Origin of the sequence: Bacillus sp. REN16, assembly GCF_020731355.1 — a bacterium.
In the GTDB taxonomy this organism is placed as follows: Bacteria; Bacillota; Bacilli; order Bacillales; family Bacillaceae_L; genus Ferdinandcohnia.
This window is the reverse complement of sequence record NZ_JAJFZK010000010.1, coordinates 1-21,468: the sequence shown is the minus strand read 5'-3', so window position 1 is coordinate 21,468 and position 21,468 is coordinate 1. Positions and strand designations below refer to the sequence as shown.

22 protein-coding genes are annotated in these 21,468 nt (G+C 35.0%); 6 read left to right on the top strand and 16 right to left on the bottom strand.

The annotated features are described in order from the left end of the window. Nucleotides 1-138 precede the first annotated feature (138 nt). Nucleotides 139-1,554: an amidase gene (locus LKW28_RS14875; protein ID WP_229141142.1), complete on the bottom strand. Its 1,416-nt coding sequence runs from the start codon at nucleotides 1,552-1,554 to the stop codon at nucleotides 139-141. After that, the gene (locus LKW28_RS14870; RefSeq protein ID WP_229141141.1) at nucleotides 1,547-1,729 is read right to left on the bottom strand and encodes a hypothetical protein; all 183 of its coding nucleotides are present in this window, start codon (nucleotides 1,727-1,729) and stop codon (nucleotides 1,547-1,549) included. The genes LKW28_RS14875 and LKW28_RS14870 overlap by 8 nt, the downstream gene beginning before the upstream one ends. A 366-nt stretch (nucleotides 1,730-2,095) precedes the next feature. On the opposite strand from LKW28_RS14870, the gene LKW28_RS14865 reads away from it, so the two are divergent. Together LKW28_RS14865 and LKW28_RS14860 are read left to right on the top strand one after the other, a co-directional pair. Next, the gene (locus tag LKW28_RS14865) at nucleotides 2,096-4,375 is read left to right on the top strand and encodes a transporter substrate-binding protein (protein ID WP_229141140.1); all 2,280 of its coding nucleotides are present in this window, start codon (nucleotides 2,096-2,098) and stop codon (nucleotides 4,373-4,375) included. Nucleotides 4,376-4,724: 349 nt separating this feature from the next. Further along, the gene (locus LKW28_RS14860) at nucleotides 4,725-5,345 is read left to right on the top strand and encodes an AmiS/UreI family transporter (protein WP_229141139.1); all 621 of its coding nucleotides are present in this window, start codon (nucleotides 4,725-4,727) and stop codon (nucleotides 5,343-5,345) included. A 141-nt stretch (nucleotides 5,346-5,486) separates the two neighbouring features. On the opposite strand, the gene LKW28_RS14855 is transcribed toward LKW28_RS14860, so the two are convergent. Beyond that, on the bottom strand, nucleotides 5,487-5,819 hold the full coding sequence (locus LKW28_RS14855; protein ID WP_229141138.1) for a YolD-like family protein: 333 nt from the start codon (nucleotides 5,817-5,819) through the stop codon (nucleotides 5,487-5,489). Between the two features lie 315 nt (nucleotides 5,820-6,134). Here LKW28_RS14855 and LKW28_RS14850 point away from each other — a divergent pair, with 315 nt between their 5' ends. After that, entirely contained in the window at nucleotides 6,135-7,046 is a 912-nt protein-coding gene (locus LKW28_RS14850) for an Rpn family recombination-promoting nuclease/putative transposase (RefSeq protein WP_229141137.1), read from the top strand. A gap of 204 nt (nucleotides 7,047-7,250) precedes the next feature. On the opposite strand, the gene LKW28_RS14845 is transcribed toward LKW28_RS14850, so the two are convergent. Beyond that, nucleotides 7,251-8,510 (bottom strand): DNA polymerase thumb domain-containing protein, encoded by a 1,260-nt coding sequence (locus LKW28_RS14845; RefSeq protein ID WP_229141136.1) that lies wholly within the window; start codon nucleotides 8,508-8,510, stop codon nucleotides 7,251-7,253. 189 nt (nucleotides 8,511-8,699) lie between these two features. On the opposite strand from LKW28_RS14845, the gene LKW28_RS14840 reads away from it, so the two are divergent. Further along, nucleotides 8,700-9,047, top strand: coding sequence for an AbrB/MazE/SpoVT family DNA-binding domain-containing protein (locus LKW28_RS14840; protein WP_229141135.1), 348 nt, complete (start codon nucleotides 8,700-8,702; stop codon nucleotides 9,045-9,047). 137 nt (nucleotides 9,048-9,184) lie between these two features. On the opposite strand, the gene LKW28_RS14835 is transcribed toward LKW28_RS14840, so the two are convergent. The 8 genes from LKW28_RS14835 to LKW28_RS14800 all read right to left on the bottom strand — a co-directional run bounded on the left by LKW28_RS14835 (nucleotide 9,185) and on the right by LKW28_RS14800 (nucleotide 15,772). Beyond that, nucleotides 9,185-9,988 (bottom strand): hypothetical protein, encoded by an 804-nt coding sequence (locus tag LKW28_RS14835; protein ID WP_229141134.1) that lies wholly within the window; start codon nucleotides 9,986-9,988, stop codon nucleotides 9,185-9,187. A gap of 202 nt (nucleotides 9,989-10,190) precedes the next feature. Continuing rightward, a complete protein-coding gene (locus LKW28_RS14830) occupies nucleotides 10,191-11,300 on the bottom strand; it encodes a glycosyl hydrolase family 18 protein (RefSeq protein WP_229141133.1) in 1,110 nt (369 codons plus the stop codon). A 127-nt stretch (nucleotides 11,301-11,427) separates the two neighbouring features. After that, entirely contained in the window at nucleotides 11,428-12,339 is a 912-nt protein-coding gene (locus LKW28_RS23160; protein WP_229141132.1) for a DnaD domain protein, read from the bottom strand. A 234-nt stretch (nucleotides 12,340-12,573) separates the two neighbouring features. Next, entirely contained in the window at nucleotides 12,574-12,903 is a 330-nt protein-coding gene (locus LKW28_RS14820) for a hypothetical protein (RefSeq protein WP_229141131.1), read from the bottom strand. Then, nucleotides 12,896-13,543: a hypothetical protein gene (locus LKW28_RS14815; protein WP_229141130.1), complete on the bottom strand. Its 648-nt coding sequence runs from the start codon at nucleotides 13,541-13,543 to the stop codon at nucleotides 12,896-12,898. Before LKW28_RS14815 ends, LKW28_RS14820 begins: the two co-directional genes overlap by 8 nt. A gap of 232 nt (nucleotides 13,544-13,775) precedes the next feature. After that, a complete protein-coding gene (locus LKW28_RS14810; RefSeq protein WP_229141129.1) occupies nucleotides 13,776-14,126 on the bottom strand; it encodes a hypothetical protein in 351 nt (116 codons plus the stop codon). 154 nt (nucleotides 14,127-14,280) lie between these two features. After that, on the bottom strand, nucleotides 14,281-14,496 hold the full coding sequence (locus LKW28_RS14805) for a YdbC family protein (RefSeq protein WP_229141128.1): 216 nt from the start codon (nucleotides 14,494-14,496) through the stop codon (nucleotides 14,281-14,283). Nucleotides 14,497-14,629: 133 nt separating this feature from the next. Then, a complete protein-coding gene (locus LKW28_RS14800; protein ID WP_229141127.1) occupies nucleotides 14,630-15,772 on the bottom strand; it encodes a type I restriction endonuclease in 1,143 nt (380 codons plus the stop codon). A gap of 108 nt (nucleotides 15,773-15,880) precedes the next feature. Here LKW28_RS14800 and LKW28_RS14795 point away from each other — a divergent pair, with 108 nt between their 5' ends. Together LKW28_RS14795 and LKW28_RS14790 are read left to right on the top strand one after the other, a co-directional pair. Further along, a complete protein-coding gene (locus LKW28_RS14795; protein WP_324255042.1) occupies nucleotides 15,881-16,012 on the top strand; it encodes a DUF2922 domain-containing protein in 132 nt (43 codons plus the stop codon). A 235-nt stretch (nucleotides 16,013-16,247) separates the two neighbouring features. Continuing rightward, nucleotides 16,248-16,418 carry a YvrJ family protein gene (locus LKW28_RS14790; RefSeq protein WP_229141125.1) on the top strand — a complete coding sequence of 57 codons (171 nt, stop codon included), beginning with the start codon at nucleotides 16,248-16,250 and terminating at the stop codon, nucleotides 16,416-16,418. 367 nt (nucleotides 16,419-16,785) lie between these two features. Here LKW28_RS14790 and LKW28_RS14785 read toward each other — a convergent pair whose 3' ends face one another. From LKW28_RS14785 to LKW28_RS14770, 4 genes are all read right to left on the bottom strand, one after another. Beyond that, on the bottom strand, nucleotides 16,786-17,190 hold the full coding sequence (locus tag LKW28_RS14785; RefSeq protein WP_229141124.1) for a hypothetical protein: 405 nt from the start codon (nucleotides 17,188-17,190) through the stop codon (nucleotides 16,786-16,788). Between the two features lie 166 nt (nucleotides 17,191-17,356). After that, a complete protein-coding gene (locus LKW28_RS14780; protein WP_229141123.1) occupies nucleotides 17,357-18,361 on the bottom strand; it encodes a hypothetical protein in 1,005 nt (334 codons plus the stop codon). A gap of 197 nt (nucleotides 18,362-18,558) precedes the next feature. Next, a complete protein-coding gene (locus LKW28_RS14775; RefSeq protein WP_229141122.1) occupies nucleotides 18,559-19,662 on the bottom strand; it encodes a hypothetical protein in 1,104 nt (367 codons plus the stop codon). After that, entirely contained in the window at nucleotides 19,652-21,124 is a 1,473-nt protein-coding gene (locus tag LKW28_RS14770) for a DUF5677 domain-containing protein (RefSeq protein WP_229141121.1), read from the bottom strand. Before LKW28_RS14770 ends, LKW28_RS14775 begins: the two co-directional genes overlap by 11 nt. Between the last annotated feature and the right edge of the window lie 344 nt (nucleotides 21,125-21,468).

Below are 21,468 nucleotides of genomic sequence, written 5' to 3'. Positions count from 1 at the left end.
CTTGATTACCGAGATTCTTACGATTTACCTTAAGTACTAGATTGCTAAATAGGGTTGCCTCTATTTGAGACAACCCTCTTTTAATGATTACTTTTACACATTGCAGGAAAGCCGAATGGATTCCCTAAAAAATCAGGTTTAAGACAGCACCATCTGTGGTTTTCTTCCACGTAACGGATTTGTTTTTTCAATAGCGTAACCTACGTTAAGTACTCTTCCTTCATTAAACGCTGGTCCAATAATTTGTAGACCTACCGGCAAATCATTCTTGAATCCACAAGGAACCGTTAAAGCTGGTAGGCCAGTTAAGTTGCTAGGTCCTGTGAAGCGAATGATATTTTCGATTAAATCAACCTTTTCTCCATTTAGGTCTGCAAAATCATCACCAATATCAGGTCCAACAATTGGTAATGTCGGAGCTATTAACACATCAACTTTTGAAAACGCCTTTTGGAACTCAAGCTTTAATTGTCTTCTTAATTGTTGAGCTTGGAGATAGTCAACAGCAGTGAATAACTCCCCTAATTCAAATAGCATTCGAATATCATCACCGAAATCATCTGGTCGTGTTAACAAGTCGCGATGATGGATGGCCGACGCTTCAGACAATGATGTGACTAATTCTACGTATTCAGCGTATTTTAATGCAGGTATTTTTACTTCCTCTACCTTCGCACCTTGTTCAACAAGTGATTGAATACCTTGTCTAACTAGCCTTTCTACATCGGAGTCAACATTTTTGAAGAAATACTCTTCATTTATTCCAATAACGACATCCTTCATATCACCTGTTAACTGCTCTGTATAATTTCCAACAGGTACATTTATAGTAGTTGGATCGTTTGTGTCGTAACCTGCAATTACCTCGAGTAAACCAGCCGCATCCTTCACTGTTTTTGTCATTGGACCAATGTGGTCAAGTGTCCATGCAAGTGGGAAACAGCCATATTTACTTACCCTTCCATGTGTCGGCTTAAGTCCAACGATTCCGCAAGCTGAGGATGGAATACGAATTGAGCCAGCTGTATCCGTTCCTAATGTTGCAACAGTCATATCAGCAGCAACAGCGGCACCCGAGCCACCACTTGAACCACCAGGAATTTTGTTTAAATTCCATGGATTTTTAACAGGTCCAAAATGAGGACTGTTATTTGTAATTCCCCATGCATATTCATGCATGTTTAATTTTCCAGTGAAAACAATTCCGGCTTCCTTCATTTTAGCAATGATTGTAGCATCATAAGAAGAAACAAACTCACCATGAATCTTTGATGACATTGTCGTCACTTCATCTTTAAAATAAAGATTATCTTTAACGGCCATTGGAATTCCATGGTACATTCCTCGATAATTTCCAGAAGCGATTTCCATATCCGCTTTCTCAGCTGCTTCAACTGCCTGTTTTCTTGTAAAACTCACATATGCATTAATTTCTTCATTAACTGCCTCTGCGTGATCTAAAACTGCTTTTGTTAACTCGACTGACGATACATCCCTATTTTCAAGTAATGGAGCCAACTCTTCGACCGACTTTGAAACTAACTCTCTACTCAATGTGATCCCCTCCTGGTATATTACGAAGTGCAATATCATAATCGTCCAGCACCGCATTTTTTATTTCTGCTTTAAGCGTTTGAATTCCCTCCCAGCGTTTTTCAATCTCAGAAAGATGTGGTGGGATTGTAATACCTTGGTTTTCCAATAATTCTCGAACAGATAATTGTTTCAATTTAGGTTCCTCCTTGTTAAGGTTGTCAATTTTTTCAGCCAAACTATTTATTGAACCTCCTTTCCCTCTTACCATTTCTATATGCAAATACCGTGCCAATTGAAAAGAACATTAACTGTTAGGTGTTGCTGTATATGGCTGTTTCAAAATGGCACATTGTTTTATCTGGAGATTTCGATAATGTTAATTTATTAGTAGAATAACAGAGGTTTGTCCGATTAATAGACTGATTCTCAAATTGAAACATGTCTTTTACGAAAATAGAAAGCAGAATATATTTAGTTTTCCGAAGATTTGATATATGATATACATGCAGGCATTTTCATTTCATTTTGTTTTCTATTATATTGGAGGGGGACAAATAGTGTGTACATTAAAGTTGGTTTATTATTTTCATTAACTGGTACAACGTCGATAACGGAGAAAGGACAAAGTGATGCTGCCAAATTTGCCATATCCGAATACCAAAGTGACCACTACACAATTGAAGCAATTGTACGGGATATCTGTTCGGACCCAGTAAAAGGTGCAGAAGAAGCAGAAAAACTTGCAAAAGAAGGAGTTAGAATTTTTATTGGCTGTTACACATCGGCCTGCAGGAAAGCCATTTTACCAGTGCTAGAGAAATACAATTGTCTCCTCGTCTATCCAGCTTTGTATGAAGGTAGGGAATGTCATCCAAATGTACTCTACACTGGAGAAGTTCCAAATCAACAAGTTCACACTCTATTAGATTATATGGTACATCATTATGGGAAAAAGGTATTTTGTATTGGATCTGATTACATTTATCCGCGAGAAACGAACCAACAGGTTAAAACATATTTACAAGAAATGAATGGTTCTGTTATCGGGGAACATTATGTACCACTAGGGCAACAAAACTTTTACGATGTCTTACAAGAAATTATTCTCAAAAAACCAGATGCTATTGTCTCAACAATCGTTGGAAAGAGTGTCATCTCCTTTTATCAAGAGTACCATCGCCTCGGTCTTTCACCTGATAAAATGCCTATTTTCAGCCCAATTACAAAGGAAACGGAAATTGATGTAATGGGGGCTAAAGTCGCTCAAGGCCATTATGGCTCAGCTAGTTATTTCCAATCAATCAAGAACGAACAAAACCTACATTTTGTTAAAAATTTCCGGCAGTTTACTAAAGGAAATAAGGGTATTTCTTCTGTTATGTTTAATACGTATCTTGGGACAAAATTGATTATTGATAGCATCATTGAAACGAAAAGTATAGAGCACAGAACGATTTTTTACCATTTAAGCGATAAAAAAATAGAAAGTCCTTGTGGAACATTGGTATTCGATTCTACTCATCGTCACTTGTCACGACCTGCAAAAATTGGGAAAGTACTTTCTGATGGCCAATTTGGCATTGTCTGGGATTCTGAACATAACATTTCCCCAAAACCATTTAAAGAAAAAGGCCGACGGTATGAACATTTAAATGAAGTTTTTCTACGGGCATGGGGAGAAGTTTGTGAACAAGCACTCTTTGTTTTATCTAATGAGCTTAAAATTTTATATATAAGTGAAAAAGGTGCCCAATTGACAAAATATAAGGAAGGTCAATTCATTTCGAAAAGTATGCTGCAACAATTGGATACTACCTTCCAAGTCCATCATTATGAAACAAACAATCAACAACTATATTTAATTAAACCCAAGAAAAACATCCATCGTTCAGGCACAATATTCAAGTTTGGACAAATTCGCACTTTAAGTGATCAATTCCGTACAGAGCTAGAAGTGGCAAAAATCGCTTCGCAATCAGTTGCAAATGTACTAATACTTGGTGAAACTGGAACCGGTAAAGAAGTCATTGCAAAGTCTATTCACTATCAAAGTGATCGAAAAAATGGGCCGTTCATCCCAGTAAACACTGGGATGTTGCCAAAAGAACTGATTACGAGCGAACTATTTGGTTTTGTGGAAGGAGCTTTTACCGGTGCCAAAAAAGGCGGTTCCATTGGAAAATTTGAAGCTGCCAACTATGGAACAATCTTTTTAGATGAAATTGGGGACATGCCATATGAGTTACAGGTTGTGTTATTACGAGCAATTGAAACAAAAAAAATCGTTCGTCTTGGTGATACAAAAGAACGCCCGGTGGATGTTAGAATAATTGCTGCAACGAACAGAAATCTTGACGAGGAAATCGCATACAATAACTCGTTTCGCAGTGATTTATTTTACCGTTTAAATGTATTATCCATTTCGATTCCCCCGCTTCGAAATAGAATTGAAGATATGGAATTCCTTTGTGAAGAAATATTACAGGAGTTCCAAGAAATATACGGCAGTGGACCAAACAAAATGAGTGATGAAGCATTTTCCTCACTCTTTCAATATCATTGGCCAGGGAATATTCGCGAACTAAGAAACGTATTGGAACGTGCATTTCTTCTTGGAAGAGCCGAAGAATCTCACATTAAAGCAAAGCACCTACCGACTGCTCTAAAGGGCTACTATCAACTAAAAAAACCAAAAGAAAAATCATTAAAAGATTTGGAAAAAACAATGATTGAACAAACATTACAAGAATCAAAATCAGTCATGGAAGCATCACAAGTGCTTGGAATTTCCCGCAGCACTTTATATCGAAAAATTAAGGAGTTTCACATTACAGTATAATTTAACTGATTGATTCATGAATAGGGCTTAGCGATTAATGAGAATCGTTAGACCCTATTCATTTTGCTGCTGCAAATTTGACAATAGTTATCGATTTTAGGAGAAAAGATTCTTACACATTTGTTTCAACATGGAACAATGTATCATAATGAAACACGACTCCCCTCTTTTTGATTCAAAAGCTTTTAACTTAGAAACTAGTTTTGGGGTAATTTAATATATTTTTATCTAGGAATGATGACTCCCTTGCTGTGTACGTAATACATTGGCACATTTATTGCATTTAATTTGATCATTAAACAATGTGGCTATTGAAATGTAATACTGAAAAACCAAGGGGGAATTGGCTATGTCAAATGTCGGATTGCTTTATGTTGGAGCTGTTTTGTTAGTCAACGGTTTCATGCTATTAGGAAAAATTGACGGTAAAAGTGCAGGTATTTTTAATCTATTTGTTGGCGGGCTACAAATATTTACACCTATTTTTATGATTACAACAGCTAATGGAGACGCTCAAACTATTTTATCAGCTTCAGCTATTTTTTTATTTGGATTTACTTATTTGTATGTGGGGATTACCAATCTAACCAATGCAAGCGGAAGCGGTGTGGGTTACTATTCTTTATGGGTTTCAATCCTCGCTATTGGTTATTCTTTAGTCAATTTTATAAATTTTGGGGATGTTAAATTTGGAATCATCTGGTTAATGTGGGCATTTTTATGGTTTCTATTTTACCTGTTACTTGCCAAAAATAAACCAATCGAAAAGTATACTGGCTGGATTGCAGTCATTCAATCATGGATTACATGTACCATACCGGCATTTTCTATATTAGCTGGCATATGGGATGCCGTTACAAATGTAGCCGGTATCATCATTGGGATTGGTGCTTTCATTATTTTTGCTCTCCTCTATAAAATGTTACCAACATTTATTAACGAGAAACGTGTAGACCAGCTAGATGCTTAAATAACATATAAACCTAAACCTAGCACCCTGAATATGGGGGTTTATCAAATGTAAAAAGCCTTGTAGTATAAGTTACTGCAAGGCTTCAAGTTTCGAAAAATGTCGAACCAAAATCCTTTTACAATCGTTTTATGTGAGAAATTAGTCTGAAAAGCGCAGATCGACTAGCATGTTTATAGGGATATAGTGTGCTTCCCCAAATTTATCAATGATGTGCAATCTGTTTTGTAAGTTATCATAATGATGAATCGTGCCAAGGAGGAGTTTGTGGTGTTTCGCTTCGTAATGCGTAACGATAATCTCTCTCCCCTCCTCCATCGCCTGGCAAAGAATGCCATTCATCTCTTCAATTTGCTGCTCATCTAGTTCTGGCTTTTGCTCATACGTATCTTCCTCCGCCCAATCTCTAAGTATTTTCACATGTTCTGGCAGCATCATTGCTGTCCATTTGATCGCTCCGCGGTCCCGTATCATTCCTTATTACCTTCTTTCTATCCTTTGTGTCCGCCAACAAGCTTGCCAATACCCCAAAAGGAATGTATGTTCGTATTATATTCTCAATAATAAAAGAATATACGTTCGATTTCAATGGAAATTAAAAACAAAATAAAAGAGTTCCTGACCCTACATTAAAGAGTATATCGTAGTAAATAGCACCTAAATCTGTTGAATTAGGTATTTAAATTTTTTACAACCTCGCAGGAATTTGTGATTAATTGTCGAAATTAATGATTTGTAAAGAAAGTTCCTTATTACACCCCTAATACAACCCCGAAAGGACGATATTTTATGAAAACCGAATACCTCGATTTAAAAGTGGATTTTATGTTCAAACAGTTATTTGGTCAGCCAAGTCGAAAACATATTACAATCGCATTTTTGAATGACCTTCTAGGAAGGAAAGGTAATAATCGAATTCAAGATTTACAATTCATAAATACTGAAATCTCCAAGGAGACTAAGGATGGAAAAACAGTTCGACTGGATTTAGCTGTTAATACTGCAAACGATGAAAATATTAATGTTGAAATTCAAATTATTAACAAACATGATTTACCAGAACGCATACTCTACTATTGGGCAAAGACCTATTCATCCTCTATTCATTCCGGTGAATTATATCAAAAATTGCGACCCACCATTTCAATTTCTATTTTAAACTTCTCACTTTTCCCTTCTGAAACCGATGATTTCCACACAACTTTTCATATTCGAGAAAATAGTAAACATTTCTTATGGAGTGACCACCTTGAATTCCATGTGTTTGATTTGACCTCTTTCGTGGTACAATGGAGAAAATACCATCGGGAAATGATGCAGAATAATCAACTACCTTGGCTGTTGATGTTATCAGCTGTTGATTATCCGCAAAATAAATTAGACGATGAATTAATGTCCGAATTGGAGGAGTGGGCAATGAACATCGAGCAAGTAAGAGAAGCACTCATTGAGTGGGAAACTATAAGTGCAAACAAAGAAAATCGTGTCATTTATGAAGCGCGTGCAAAAGAGCTACGTGATTTGTTAAGCAACCTAGAAGGAGAACGCAGATTAGGGAAAGAAATTGGAAGAAAAGAAGCAAACCATCAAAACGCCTTAATGATGATAAAAAAGGGGCTTGATCTTTCATTAATTGAGGAGATAACTGGTTTGACTAGAGAAGAAATTTTGAAACTGAAACAAAATGAGCAGGATCTTTAGGTCTGTCCTGTAGTGGGGTAATGCTTATCGAGTACGTCTTCTACCTTAAATGAAATGCTTGAATTGGTTTTTGTTTGACTATTATTAGGTTAAACAACGATAAAAAAAGGGGAAGTTTATCGTTATAAACGTTATAGCCTCCCCTTTATTATAGTATTGTTTAGATCGCTCCGCGGTCTCGTATCATTCCTTATTACCTTCTTTCTATCCTTTGTGTCCGCCAACAAGCTTGCTGCGGAGCCTTGATGTTCCAGCATTTGTATAGGAAACTGCACGCAGGATCGCATCTGAACCGTATTTTCCTCGGATGCCATCCATTACATAACCAAGCTTATGCTGCTTAACTCGATTAAGATAAAACAAATCCAATTGCATTTGTGTGTCATCCTCAATATTGGAAAGCGAAATTGAGATTTGGCGAACGGTCTTTCGGGTATAAAATTTCTCAAATAATGCAAGACAGACACGATACATTTCCATCGTAATATTGGTCGGAGCTTCAATCGTTTTCGACCGATAAAATCCTCCGCCAAATTCATCTTGGCTATATTGAATTCCAAGGCTAATCGTTCGACCTGCCTTTTTATGTCGTCGTGCACGCCTTGCTACCTCTTCACACATTTCAAGAATGACATGCTTTACTTCTTCCGGATCTGGATAATCACGCATCAGAATTTGGCTTTTCCCAAAGCTAATCTGCCCTTGCATAATAGGCGCACCAAGCTCCGATAAATCGACACCCCAGGCATGGTAGTATAATTGGTTCCCCATCACTCCGAATTTTTTCTCAAGCAATTCAAGTGGATAGTGGGCAAGCTGCCCAACGGTTGTAATTCCCATTCCATTCAAGGTTCGCTCTACCCTTCTCCCAATTCCCCACATTTCTCGCAGTGGTGATATGGACCATAATTTTTCGGGGATATCGTCATAGGTCCATTCTGCAATGCCCTTTTTCTTTGCATCCAAATCTAAGCATAGCTTTGCCATTAGCATATTAGGGCCAATCCCAATCGCACAGGTTAGCCCATACTCAGCTTCAATCTCTTGCTTGATTTTACGCGCAATCGTTGTCGCATCTCCCCATAATTTTTCAGTTCCATCAATCTTGATAAAGCTTTCATCTACGCTATACACATGAATCGCACTTTTGGGGACATACCGATTAAAAAGTCTCGTAATTTCTGTTGAAATTCGTAAATAGGTTGCCATTTTCGGGTTTACAACTTTAATTCGCGGATCCTTTGGGATTTCAAAAAGCCTAGACCCCGTTTTGATCCCAAATTCCTGTTTTAGCTTTGGTGAAGCGGCGAGCACAACACTTCCCGGGCGCTCAGTATCTCCAACAACCGCCAAATAGCACTCAAGTGGATCAAGACCTAATAATACTGCTGCACAGCTCGCATAGAAGCTCTTTATATCCACGCATAAAATCTTTTGAACGGGCAACTGACTGTAATCCACCATCTGACATCATCTCCAAAAAGAATATATGTTCGTATTATATTCTTAATCATAAGAGAATATACGTTCGATTTCAATGGAAATTAAAAACAAAATTTGAAATGGTAAAGCATTTCCTCACTGGGGGATGTGGTACAGATATTTATGATATACTTTAATCATCAATTCAGCATTACTGAAAGGGTGAAATAAATGTTGTATGATGTACAAATCAATGACAGAGGACAAATTACAATTCCAAAGGAGTTACGTGAGACTGTTAATCTAAAAGCACATGATAGATTAAAACTTAGCATTAATACAGATGGACGCATAATACTTTATAAATCGGATTTCTTTGATGATGTTGAAGACTTAATTCGTAAGGACTTAAAAAATGAAGGCTTAACCGCTGAGCAAATTGAAAAAGATTTACCTGGGCGCAAAAAAGAACTAGGCAAAGCATTATTAAAAATGGCTAGTGAGGTGGATCAGGAAATCGAGCGTGGAGAATATATTACCCTCGACCAGTTAAATGAGGCACTTGAGGGAGAGGATTAAAAGTAGCGTTAACCCTTCATCTTGGATTAACGCTTTCTTCTACATATCATCTCTATTTTTTATTCCTAGGGTATCTAGATTAAGCTCTTCAGCAATTTCTGTTGCTATATTGAAATTTGTTTGAAAACAAATTTTCATTATCCTTTTTTTCTGGGGATAAAATTCCTCACAAACCTATATTTTTTCTCGTCATGCTGAGCGTATAGATAGCCTAACACACTGAAGACAATTGCACCAAGCAGGTTGACAAATAAATCCTTCATTGTATCAATAATTCCAATATCAAGATATCCACCGTCAATAACGGTTTCCATCCTATTCCCCAAATCATCATTACTTTCAATAATTGTGCGTTGAATATTTTCAATCCGATAAACGGCATTACTTTCTGAACCAATACTTACACTGTTTATTTTTTGAACTACTCGGTCTTTTTGCATATCGAGATTCATCCAGCGGTCTGCGGCGTATTCAAAAAACTCCCACATAACACCAACGGTCATAGAAAAACAGAAAGTGACGATTGCAAGAAACAACGGGCTCAAATTTATACCCTCAGCATTTTTATTTAACAGATAGACCAGCGAGAAACCGACACCTGCAGCCAGAAAGCCATTGAGTGTATGAAGTGCTGTGTCCCAAATTTTAAAATAACCGTAAAAATCGCTCAGTTCCCCCAGAATAGTCGAACTAAAAACAAATAAGATGATGATCAGTTCCAACAAGTTGGGAATTTCAATGTTAAACAATCGCTCCACAAGTTGTGGGATAGCAAATAAAGCGAGCGTCAGCACAAGAAGAAACGCAGCCCCCCATCTTTGCATAATTAACTGATTGATAAGCATGAAAATAGCAAGTGCACGAAATAATACATACACTGTGACAATCTTCTTGTCTGCTGTTTTCGTACTACTAGTAAAGAATTTTTTAATACTATTCACGGGCATAACCCTCCATTTATAAAGAATTCATCTCTTTTTGCTATATTTTATTTATAGTTCCCAAAGAGAACACTTGCAGTACAACAAAAAAGACTTTCTTTACTCATGGAAAGCGCCCAAATGTGTAAGATTGCTTAGGGCAAGCGACCATATGCAAATGCACATTGGGCCGTTCAAGTGCAGATTACAGATTGCCAGTCCTTCACTTTTTTACTTTTATTTTCTCTTGTATTGTCGTCCAATACTTTGGGTCTTCTAAGCCGAGTCGCCAAATCCCGATTCCTCGTAAGTTATATTTTTCTACAAGGTCTAGCTTATACCGCAGACTATCGCTATTCTCAAACCAAACCTGGTGGCTATGTTGTTCTTCATCCAGGTAACTGAAATGAGGTGTTTGTGAACGGGAGTCCCATAGAACTTTAGCGTTATATTTTGTTTTCTGAGCCATTAACTCTTCATAGGAGCTATACTTGGCTTCGCCTGCTGTTGTATCCCAGTCCCATCCATAACCGGCGATACCTAGTAAAATTTTTGATGGTGGTACTCCCTGTTTCAAAGCATATTGAATCGTTGCTTCTGTCCAATCGACTGATGCTGATGATCCGGGTTTTGTTCTAGGATTGTGCTCATCGTATGTCATAATCATTAACCCATCTGAATATTGACCAATCTTTTCGTAATCAAACCACGGTGACCAGGGATTAGCTCGGGAATCACCTGTGTTTGCCGGGACTGAGACCGTAACTGCTTTTCCATCAAGATTTAGCACATCAGACAATTCCCTTATCAGTTGGCTAAAGGAATCACGGTCAGTCATATACAAATTTTCCATGTCAATATTAATACCGTCATAATTAAACTGATTTATTTCATTACGTAAGTTCTGAATAAAAACATCGCGAATATTATCGTTATCGAGTACATTACTTGCTACCTGCTTTCCCTTCTCCACGGTTTCATAAAAGAGATTATGTACAACCATATATACCTTAATGTGTTTTTCATGGGCACTTTGAATAACCTTTCTTTTATGCTCTGCTGTAACTGATTCTATAAGACTGCCTGGACGTTTATCATCAAGTTTATACCAGAAAGGTGCAATTATGCTTAAATTGAAGAATTGCCTGTCAACAGTGGGTTGAGACCCTGGATAGGTTCCTTCCTGTTCTGTATAGAAGCCTAAAACCTCGCGAGGAGTTTTATTCGTACCTTGAATTTCGACTTTACCTTGTGACTGCCCACAGGAAGACATTAGCATAAAGATCATGCTTAAAAAAATGATGGTGAATGACCGATTACAATTCTTCGCCATAATGCACCTTCTTCTAATTTGTATATCTCTTAAGATGATTAGAAATGATGCAACTTATACACGTTGGCTTTCCCCTTTAAGGATCCGGGAAAAATTTTGGGGATGGGATGATTACAAAATTCCTATTTTACACTTGGGACAGTAACCTTTCCCTCTGTCCCAAAAGCCGTTCCTCAAACAACCGTTTCTTCGCTTCAAAATCCAAATCAATAACCGGTTTATCTGGCTGGTGGTCATCATGAAGCCACTCCGGAATAAGTTCTTTTCGGACTGGTGTTGTATAGGTTTTTTTCTGTTTTTGTCTTTTGTATGTTTGGCGTGCCTCTTGGATTTCTCTAACGGTATGGTATCCTTTGTTACTCCAATCTTTTAGTACAGCCTCCGCATAATTCCAGCGGTTTGATCCATTTTCTAATGCTAGTTTCATCGATTCTATGACTAGTTCGCCAGATAAAGCAGCACACCAGGATTTAATCCTTTTCGCATAATAGTTTCCGATTTTGCCAAAACCATTTTGTTCAAAAAATTGAAATGCATCATTTTCGTCTTCTTTTTCACCTTTGTTTTTAGAAGAAGAAGTCTCTGATGTACTCTCTGTTGTAATCTCTGAAGTAATCTCTGGTATTGCTGTGTTCATATTGGGCACATCGTCTGTCCACTTTGAACACTTCGCCTGTTCATTCTGAGCAGATGGACTGTCCACTTTGAGCACATCGTCTGCTCCATTTGGACACATCGATTCTTCAAGGTCGGGTTGCGGAATTTCGGTCTTTTCTTCTACTTCATGTTGTGATTCATTATCATCTGCCTTTAGTTCGTCTACTTTTTCATAATTGATTGAGTACCAGTTTGTTCTATCTATTTTCAATTTGTTGAAATTGCCGGAAGCGAGGAAACCATTATTTTTCAACTTTAAAATAGCCCTTCTAATCGTACTTTTTGAGATTTGCATTTGCCTCGCTAATTCATCATACGTAATATAGACCCATTTTCGTTCTTGGCGAATATTTTCGCTGCGTTGAAGTTCAAATGCTGCCACAAAGCATGAAGGCTGACCCGACATATGAAACGAAGAAGAGTATATCGTAAAAAAGAGGCACCTAGCTCGTTTGAGAATTCTGTCTTGGCGAGGGAACGATTAAAAGAAGTCAGCAAACAACAGCAACTGGATCTAAATAAAAAAACTATATTTACACTCGATTTTTTTCGTGTGTAAATATAGTCATACTCTGTTGATTATGCGGCCATTAGTTTTTCACTTTATTCCTTATTATCAATCGGTTCTTCGTTTTCCTACTTGTTCTAACTGAACCCGACGCAATTTTTTATCTGATTTTGGTCCTATTTTTTTCGAGGATACTAACTCTGTTACACTGACAGTTTTCACCTTGATTCCAATTACCGGAATGGAGTTCTTCTTTTTTTGAAGAGAATAAGCTAATTTTTCCGGTTGCCTTTTTCTTTGAGAAAAGCGGGCTTTCGCAGCTTCTACACGTTCCTGAATCAGCTGCTTTCGTTTATCGTCTTGGGGATGCATCCAATTAGCCATTTCTGGAGTTGCACGGACAACGATCGGCCGTTTTTCCGAAAAATTATTATTCATTTAGTTCCCCTCCTTTTATGAATACGACTTCAAACTCTTCATTTTTATCGAAACTAACACAGACTGATTCGGATTCCATTGTTATATCTATTATAGCAAAAATTCGTTCAATTGGCATCATGGCCCTTACAACAAATCCGAAATTGTTTCGTGAAACAAATCCTTTTGCAATTTCATCTGAAAAACTCCAGCTAGATAAAATTCGTTGCTCATCAATCTGAATATTTTGCCCCTCTTCCAGCCTTTCATTCACCCATTCGGGGCGTTCAGACCAGCTAAATCCGCGATAAACAATGACATGATGAACCTTTTTGGCAGATAAAAGCCTCTGTGTCACGTCATAAATCGCAATGATTGCTTCCTTTTGTTCCTTAGTTAGAATTGCCATTGAATTAATTTTAGAGTTGTAATGTACATAGTCTAGCTCCAGGAATTCCGCAACGTATTTTTCCATCGCAAGAGAATTTGGATTATTTGAATCCGTCACCCAGTCGGCACGTAAATCAAAAGCAGCATAAACAACTTCGTCCTCATATTCATACATCATACTATTCATATGATCTTCAAGTTGCTCCCCACTTAAACCATTAGTTATGTACTCCATTCCTGTTCTACCCTCTACCGTTTTTCCCCCGTTCATTCTTTGGAACCCCCTCTCTATATTGCTATTAACCCTTTCCGCTGTTCCCTAATGTTAAAATAACTGGTGGGTCGGAAATATCATCTATAATTTGTACAATGTCATATTTCTTTTTTATTTTTCTAGGATTAGTTTTATTTCGTTCATGATCTAATGCATGAATTAATAAAGATAAACTAGGGCCAGCCAAATTAGCAAAATACCTTGGCAACAAGCCTTGTCCAATCAATATTCATAAAGAAGTTTCTCCAGAAGAGCTATTGCTAGATCCTCCTGCATATTCAAGTACTTTGGAAAAATCATAATGATTATCGAGATGAATTTGTGAGCGCATATTAAAGAGTTCAAATACATCATCCTCATACCATTCCACTTCTTGTATTGCTTTTTGGTAGGCTGGTATTATAGACTTCAAATCTGATAATAACAAATCCATACATGCACAAATCTTACTCCAGATATCTTTTCCTTCAATACTGTTTTTAGTTTTATAGTCGGCAAAATATAGTCTTATAAAATCGTCATGATCATGAACCTTTCCCCTAAAATTATTGATTAAATCTGGGTTTAGTTCAGGAACCATATACCTCATCCCTTCTAAAAAACAACCGTACAACTAAAAAAATTAGTAAGATAAAAAGCAATGGTCAGCTGGCCATTGCCTCTTTAGGTCCGGATAAATATTTTTGAAAAATCTTTCCGGAATGCTTAAACATTGTTAATACTTGCAAATAAATTCACAGCACCTTAAGTACCTCGACTAGCTTTTCCAGTTCTTCTTTTGACAAAGTAACACCTTTACCCATCTTTTCATGATTGGGAGCCCAATCACGAATGTCGTACTTTGGTTCACGACCATTCCAGCTAATTAAATTTAGTTCTTTTGTCCATCCTTTGGAGGAATCTGAAAGAACCGCAATTTGTTCAGTAATTTCATATTTTAACTCCGACACATAGACACCCCCAATCATTTATACGTTAAATTCTTCCTTGCTCTCTGCTGCTTGATTAGCCATTAATTCAGCCTGTCTCATTACGACTTCTAATTCTCTGCTGAAAAACAGATATTGAGCCGTAATGTACATATTATTTAACAGCTATTTTATCAAATTGTCTTGCAACCTCCAAAATCTCATTTTTATAATTTAATATGTCATTTACAGATTCAATTTTATAGTAAGTCCTGTTCGAATCATTTAATTGAATATACTTATTCGAACCGTTAAAGCCTAAACGGCATACCCACTTCCTAATCGTATCATCCAGTAATACATTAAAATAACTTTTATTGTCTCTATAAAAAACTCTAGTAGGGTCAATTTCTTCCTTAAGAATTAGTTTCACAAGTACATATCCTTCTATTTCTTCTTCAGTTGTATGTATTTCATTTTCAGGTGTCTTTGTATCATCACTTTCAATTTCTTCATTCACGACCTCACCCGTTGTTACTGTATTGACACTTTCACTATTTTCAGAAGAAGAGTTTAATGCCTTTTGTAATTTATCGTTTACCTTCTCGTTCACGAATTGATTTAGAGATTTTTTTACTAGTTCTCTAAAATTATCAATAACCTTTTTTGTTTTTACTCCTTGATAGATTTCATTAAGGATTAGTTTAATAAAATCATCTGAAGGATCTTCCCATTGTTGGGTTAAGTATTTTTTTATTTCTCCAGTATACTTTAGTTCAGATGCAGTAGTTAAAACGTTTTCAACATCAAAGTCACTTTTACGAAATTTTGCTAGTTCAATAATATCAATATCTTTAAAGTCCAACATATTTATAACGAAAAATGGCTTTTGATCCATTTTATTTTGTTCTTCTAAATCTGTAAAAAACTTATATTCTATACCATTTGTTAAAATAGCAAATTTTGCTTTAGTGGTTCCAAAATACCTAAAAAGCTGTGAATCATGTTTTGTTAAATGTTCATTAACACTTTTAGCTTCAATAAGGATTACAGGCTCGTTCGCTTGCAAAATTGCATAATCAATTTTCTCACCTTTTTTTATGCCTACATCAGCAACAAACTCTGGAACTAACTCCTCAGGGTTGAAGATGTCGTACCCGAGTGCTTGAATTAAGGGCATAATAAGTGATGTTTTTGTTGCTTCCTCTGTTTGTATATTTCCTTTTATTCTATCAATTCTACTCCCTAGGCCTTTGATTTGCTGTTTAAAATCTTCCCGAACATTCACTCCCCTATTATTGTTTGAATTATTTACCATCTATTATACCAAAAGACTAGGCCTTTTGTTGTATATTCCCTAAACATTACAAAATATTAATCTCCTTTGAAATTTAAACCTGTTGATACAGTTGCATAGGCTGCTGCTATTGATCTTATTGTATCGGATGATGTGTTCGTCACATCCGGCGGTTCGATTGTAGAGAAAGAAGGCGCACGACTTGTCGAGCGCAATGTTGAAACAGTGGAAGAACAACAACATTATTCATCGTGGGTTTGAACCCAGTTGAATAACTGTTATAGCCTCCGGCGGATGCCACGATTTTTTAAAAGGAAACCTTTCAAGCAGTAAGATCAAAGACTAAAAACGCCACATCCTGTGGCAACGTCTTTGTGACACACCTCATGTGGGCCTAAAAATCGGGCGCAAATACGCCAAGGCATATTTGATTTAAATTGGGCCAGCTCTCTATTAGGGAATTGGCTCTACTTATTTAGAGGAAGGAGGAAGTTTGGTGGAGCAGTTATTGCCTTTTATTCAAGAGGTGGGCTTTCCCGTCGTCGTGACATTCTATCTATTGGATCGGATCGAAACGAAGCTTGATAGTGTCATTGACTCGATTCAAATGCTGCCACAAAGTATGAAGGCTGACCCGCCATATGAAACGAAGAAGAGTATATCGTAATTAGGAGTACCTGAGATGTTTCTAGATTGAATAAATCATTCAGCTGTTATTTGTCCAACTCACATTATGAATGACCTCTAGTGTGGCGCACCAGAAGTCAGGCACCGAAATCTCGAGGCTCTAAAAAGTAAGATATAACCCCTTACACGTAAAAAACGACGTTCCTGTTGGAAACGTCGTTTTTTTGGTATAGATACTGGTGGTCGGGGTCGAAATGGCGGTAAAAGCATTGATTTAATAAGGTTTTGAAAATACTTGCGTAAAATTTGCGTAATATAGGATAAAAAGTGTAAAGCAGGTAAGTACAATTTACTTGCTTTATTTTTCTATTAAATTAATTATCGTAAAATCCCGAAAATTATTTAGCCTATTCTTTTTCTATCAGCCAAATCAAATAGTCAATTTTCTTATTACGTTGCTCTGTTCTATTTAACTTATCTACCAATGGAAAGAACTGCTTTAGTATGAAAAATATAACTATCAATGCTATAACTGCGAATATTGCTATATCATCAATCCATGGAATATCTATTTCCACAATTGATAGGAAAATAGCGATGATAGCTATGAATGTAGCCACTAACCCGTTTGTTAAGTTATAGTCCTGCTTTTGAAGTAATAAGACCTTTTTCACCTTTTCCATTTCTATAGAAGGGGTTTCCTTTAACTTATCTATCTCTTCAATTGCTCTCTTTTCATCTTTAGATTTAACTAGCGTTTCAACTGCATTTATTGTTGCAATATCTTGTTCAATAAAAGATTTTAAATACATAATTACACATCCTATCAATTTTATAAAATAATAAATCTTATACCCATTTTCATATAAGATTCGCATTCCAGAAGAGGATACACTAGAATAGGTGAATTAGGTATATATCCAAGGAACTCACTCTTTATGTATTTATAACAGTGTAGTTCGTAAGATATTTCCTTTGTTATTTTTCCTTTTGACTTAAATACCACTTCATTTCGGAAACTGCCATATATCCTTTTTGCCTCATTTCATTTGTACACTTTTCATAGCCCTTTGATTTCATGGTATATTTATCAAATATACCATTACTCTCTAATAACATTCTATTTTTTTCATTATCTACAAAGAACGTATCACCTAATTTTGGTAGGATATCTTTCACATCACAAGAAGAACTTCTATAATAAGTGTAATTATAGTCAAAGTAATCATTTTCATCTCTCTTGAATTCTTTTACAACCTCTAAATCAGGTAATGATAAAGATGTTTCATCCTCAAAAACTAAGTCGTTATTACATTTAGGTTTATATTTTGAGATATAATATGCTTCATATATAGCTATATCTGATTTTGTTTTTGTTCCCCTAATCTCTATTTTTGAGAAATCCAATAATCCACGCTCACTTACTGAACTAAAGCTCCTAGTAACTGCATTACTGGAGCTTTTTCCTATATAAGCAATGTTACCATCTTTGTCATAAATAAAATAAATACCGTATACATTATTTCCTTCTAAACCATTAGCAGTAATAGAATATATTTTTTCTGTTGCTTTAACTATTTCAAGTGCTCTAATTTTAGATGGAAAAAATCGGTCATTAATATTAATAGAAGATATGAACTCCTCGGTAAATGTAACATTTATCCCCAACATACTTTGAAAAGATGTAAAAACATAGTATATATCAACATTTCCTTGTTCGAAAGCAGTTATTTTTCTACTAAGATAATCCATTGTGTTTGTGGCTTCATCAATTTTATTATCTTTAAATAAGTTTACTATATTTATCAGAGGATCCTCTTTATAATCAATCTTATTACTTAATTTTAATTCTGATAGAAATTCTGGTACTTCTTCAAACGCATCAAAAGCAAGATAATGCTTTTTTGTTAATTTAATTTCTTTATTATGAGCAATTTTAAAACAATACTTTTTAAAGTGTTCATAACTATTAAAATTAACCATAATGTTTCCCCCATGATATTTCATTTAGGTACACTTTCCTTAACTAAAATTGTTAAATATAGTATATAACAATCAAGTGGGTTTTCCAAGAAAAATATCTACAAAAATAAAAAAGCACTGGAAATGAGCAGTGCTTTTAAACCTGTATATTCAGAGTAATTTTAGCGGTTTTTAAGGGCGGTAATAAATGATAATATTTACCCTTGGTTAAGCAATACTTTATTTACTTCTTCAAGGATTATTTCTTGAGCTCTCTTTACTCCACCATGATATATGATATTCACATTAAGTTCCTTTAATTTAGCCAGGACCTTATCTAAAAGTTTTTCACCTTTTAGCAACTTAATATATTCCTCATATTTATGTTTAGTAAGTAGCTCTAATGGTATTGTATTATACATAATATTTATAATAATAGACTTTTCAATCATTAGTCTTGTCTGTTCGTCGTCATTAAAGGTATCTTTTAAAAGTAAAAAGTATCTAAATGTAACATCATGTCTGATATATGGAGTAAAACCCAATGCTAGATTTGTTAATAATATATCTATTGTTTGTGCCACATAAGAAAAAGTTGCTATATTAAAAATATCAATATTAGAAATACCCTTAAATTGTGTATATTCGTGTTTATACCTTTCACAACGTTGTTCTAGGTCTAAATCAGTGTCTTTAGAATCAATATATATAAGGTTCTTCAAAATGAAATCATCTAATTGACTCTCAATATCTGATATTGTATTGAATTTCTCGTAGAATTCCTGTTTTCCCGCAATATCGGTTTTAAGTATACTGGAAATAAAAACCCAATAGAACTTTTCTATTAACTCACTTTTGTTAGTTTCATATTTTAATAACATTTCTCTTGTGGGTAGGATTTGGATAGTGTTATGAGTATTATTTAAAATATTTAATGTATCTTGAAAAGCGGTTTTGAAGATCCTTATTGAATTTTCATCCACGAATTTGTTATCGGGCATTCTAAAAAACGGTTCCATCTTCAACAAAGGATCTGAAATAGCATGATAATCCCCAAATAACTTGAAATAATAATGTTCGAACTCTTCTATATCTAAATATACAGCCCCAGATAATAATAGACTCTCAGTAGAACTATCTCTCTTTTCATTTCCGTAAATAAGCAAATCCAATTTTCTACGCCAAAAGATTTCGATTTCATCTATTATTTTCAATATAGTGCCTGAACTCAATTCCTCTTTTATTACAAATGGCTGATATTTAGTTAATAAGTCAGCGTATTGTCTCTGGATCCTATTTAATGTCGGAAAATTATATTCCATAGTTTAACTCCTTATACTTCTGTTTATACCAATCAGGCATTTCAAATTGACAAGATAACATTTCTATATGCTTTTTAAAAACTTTTTCAGTATCATAAACAACGCTCGGTAACTTTTGAAAGTTGTCAATATCTGGGATCGTATGGTATTTATGTAATGGATTTTCACAAAAGATCATTGAACTTTCCCGTATTGCACCCCAAAAACCATGCACAAAGTTATTATCATATTCATAATAGGTTTCATATAATTCATTTTCATCAACCAATTCAAACTTCTTTTTAATGGATTGTGTATCAAAGTATCGTACATCAATGTCTAAAAATTCTTCAAGCATAGGTTCATTTACAATCCCATGTAAAATGGGTAACTCAATATGACTATATTCATTAATAATTGAACTTTCTCTCACTCTTAACAAAACGTGTTTATATTTCCCAACTCCATAAATCTGATAATCAGAAAAAATGTTTGGATTTGTATTTTCATTTTTAATTAGATATTTTATCATTATGTATACTTCTAAAATTGTTCTGAAGCCATGTCTACCCAAAATGGAATTTTCTAATTCCTTTTCGATTAGTTCTTCAATTATCTTAATCATATATATTGTTGATCCAATTAAAACTTTAAATTTAGCACTGTCTAACTGACTTTCTTTATTTTCTAGCATTAATTGTTGGAAAGCATCCTTAGTATCTATTATAAATATACCAACATCTGTATTACTCTTACTAAAATCTATAAACATCGGTTTACAATCGGTAATCATACCTAGCTCCGTCCAAAAATAAGAAATAAAACTATCGTTTTTCTTTTCATGATCGAAACCTTCAAATGATCTAATGGATGGCCTGTAGAGTTTCATTTCATCATCATCATGATTACACATGCTATAATTTTTGATTGCATCAATCCCTTTCAAACCTTCAAATATCTTAATTTCGCCTTTAAACAAAGGAAGACAAATAGCCAGATAACGTAAATCTGTAGTTATGTCTGATTGAGGATCATAAAACTTTTCAACTGCATCCTTGATAATTGAAAGTCTATTATCAACAGTTAATTTTTTATCATAAAAAAATTCATTAAATAGTTTATATTCTTCATCACGCAATATTATCGTCATTGGAGCTAATACGTTAGGTTCTACCAAACTTGAGATAATTTTATAGATTTCCTTTTGTTGTTGTTCATTAGCATTAGTAATAAGAGAAATTTTAGGTTTTGAAAAGTCTAATTCTAACTTGGACATTAAGTAAAGAATTTTTTGCCCAATCTCTAAACCTTTTTTTCTGTCATAGTTTAGTAGGATTAACCCTAACCATATATATTCTGGCAATCTTTCAGTTGTCCAAGAGTTTAATAATAGTTTATCTCCGAGCATTGAATTCATCGGACTAATAATTTTACCTTTTTTATATTTATGGTCAGATAACCTACTTCTTCCCCTTGCGTCCAATTAACTTACCCCCATATCTAAGTAATCTTCATTTTATATTAAAGTTCCATCCAAAAGTTTTCACGAATATATTATCCTTTTTTGCTTCCAACAACTCACTTTCAAAATACGGTAGTATCCCTGCACATACTATTATTCCTTTTATATTATAATAACCTAATTCATTCTTACATAATTTCATATAATGCTTAATTTGCTGTTTAGCCTCTCTTCCAATCATTCCTTTTTTTATCTCTACTACTACTCTGTAATCATTCATCTGGTCATATAACAAAAGTGTAAAGAGTCACTTTATATCCTCCAAAAAACAACTATTATTTTCAAATTCCTCCGGAATTGCATAT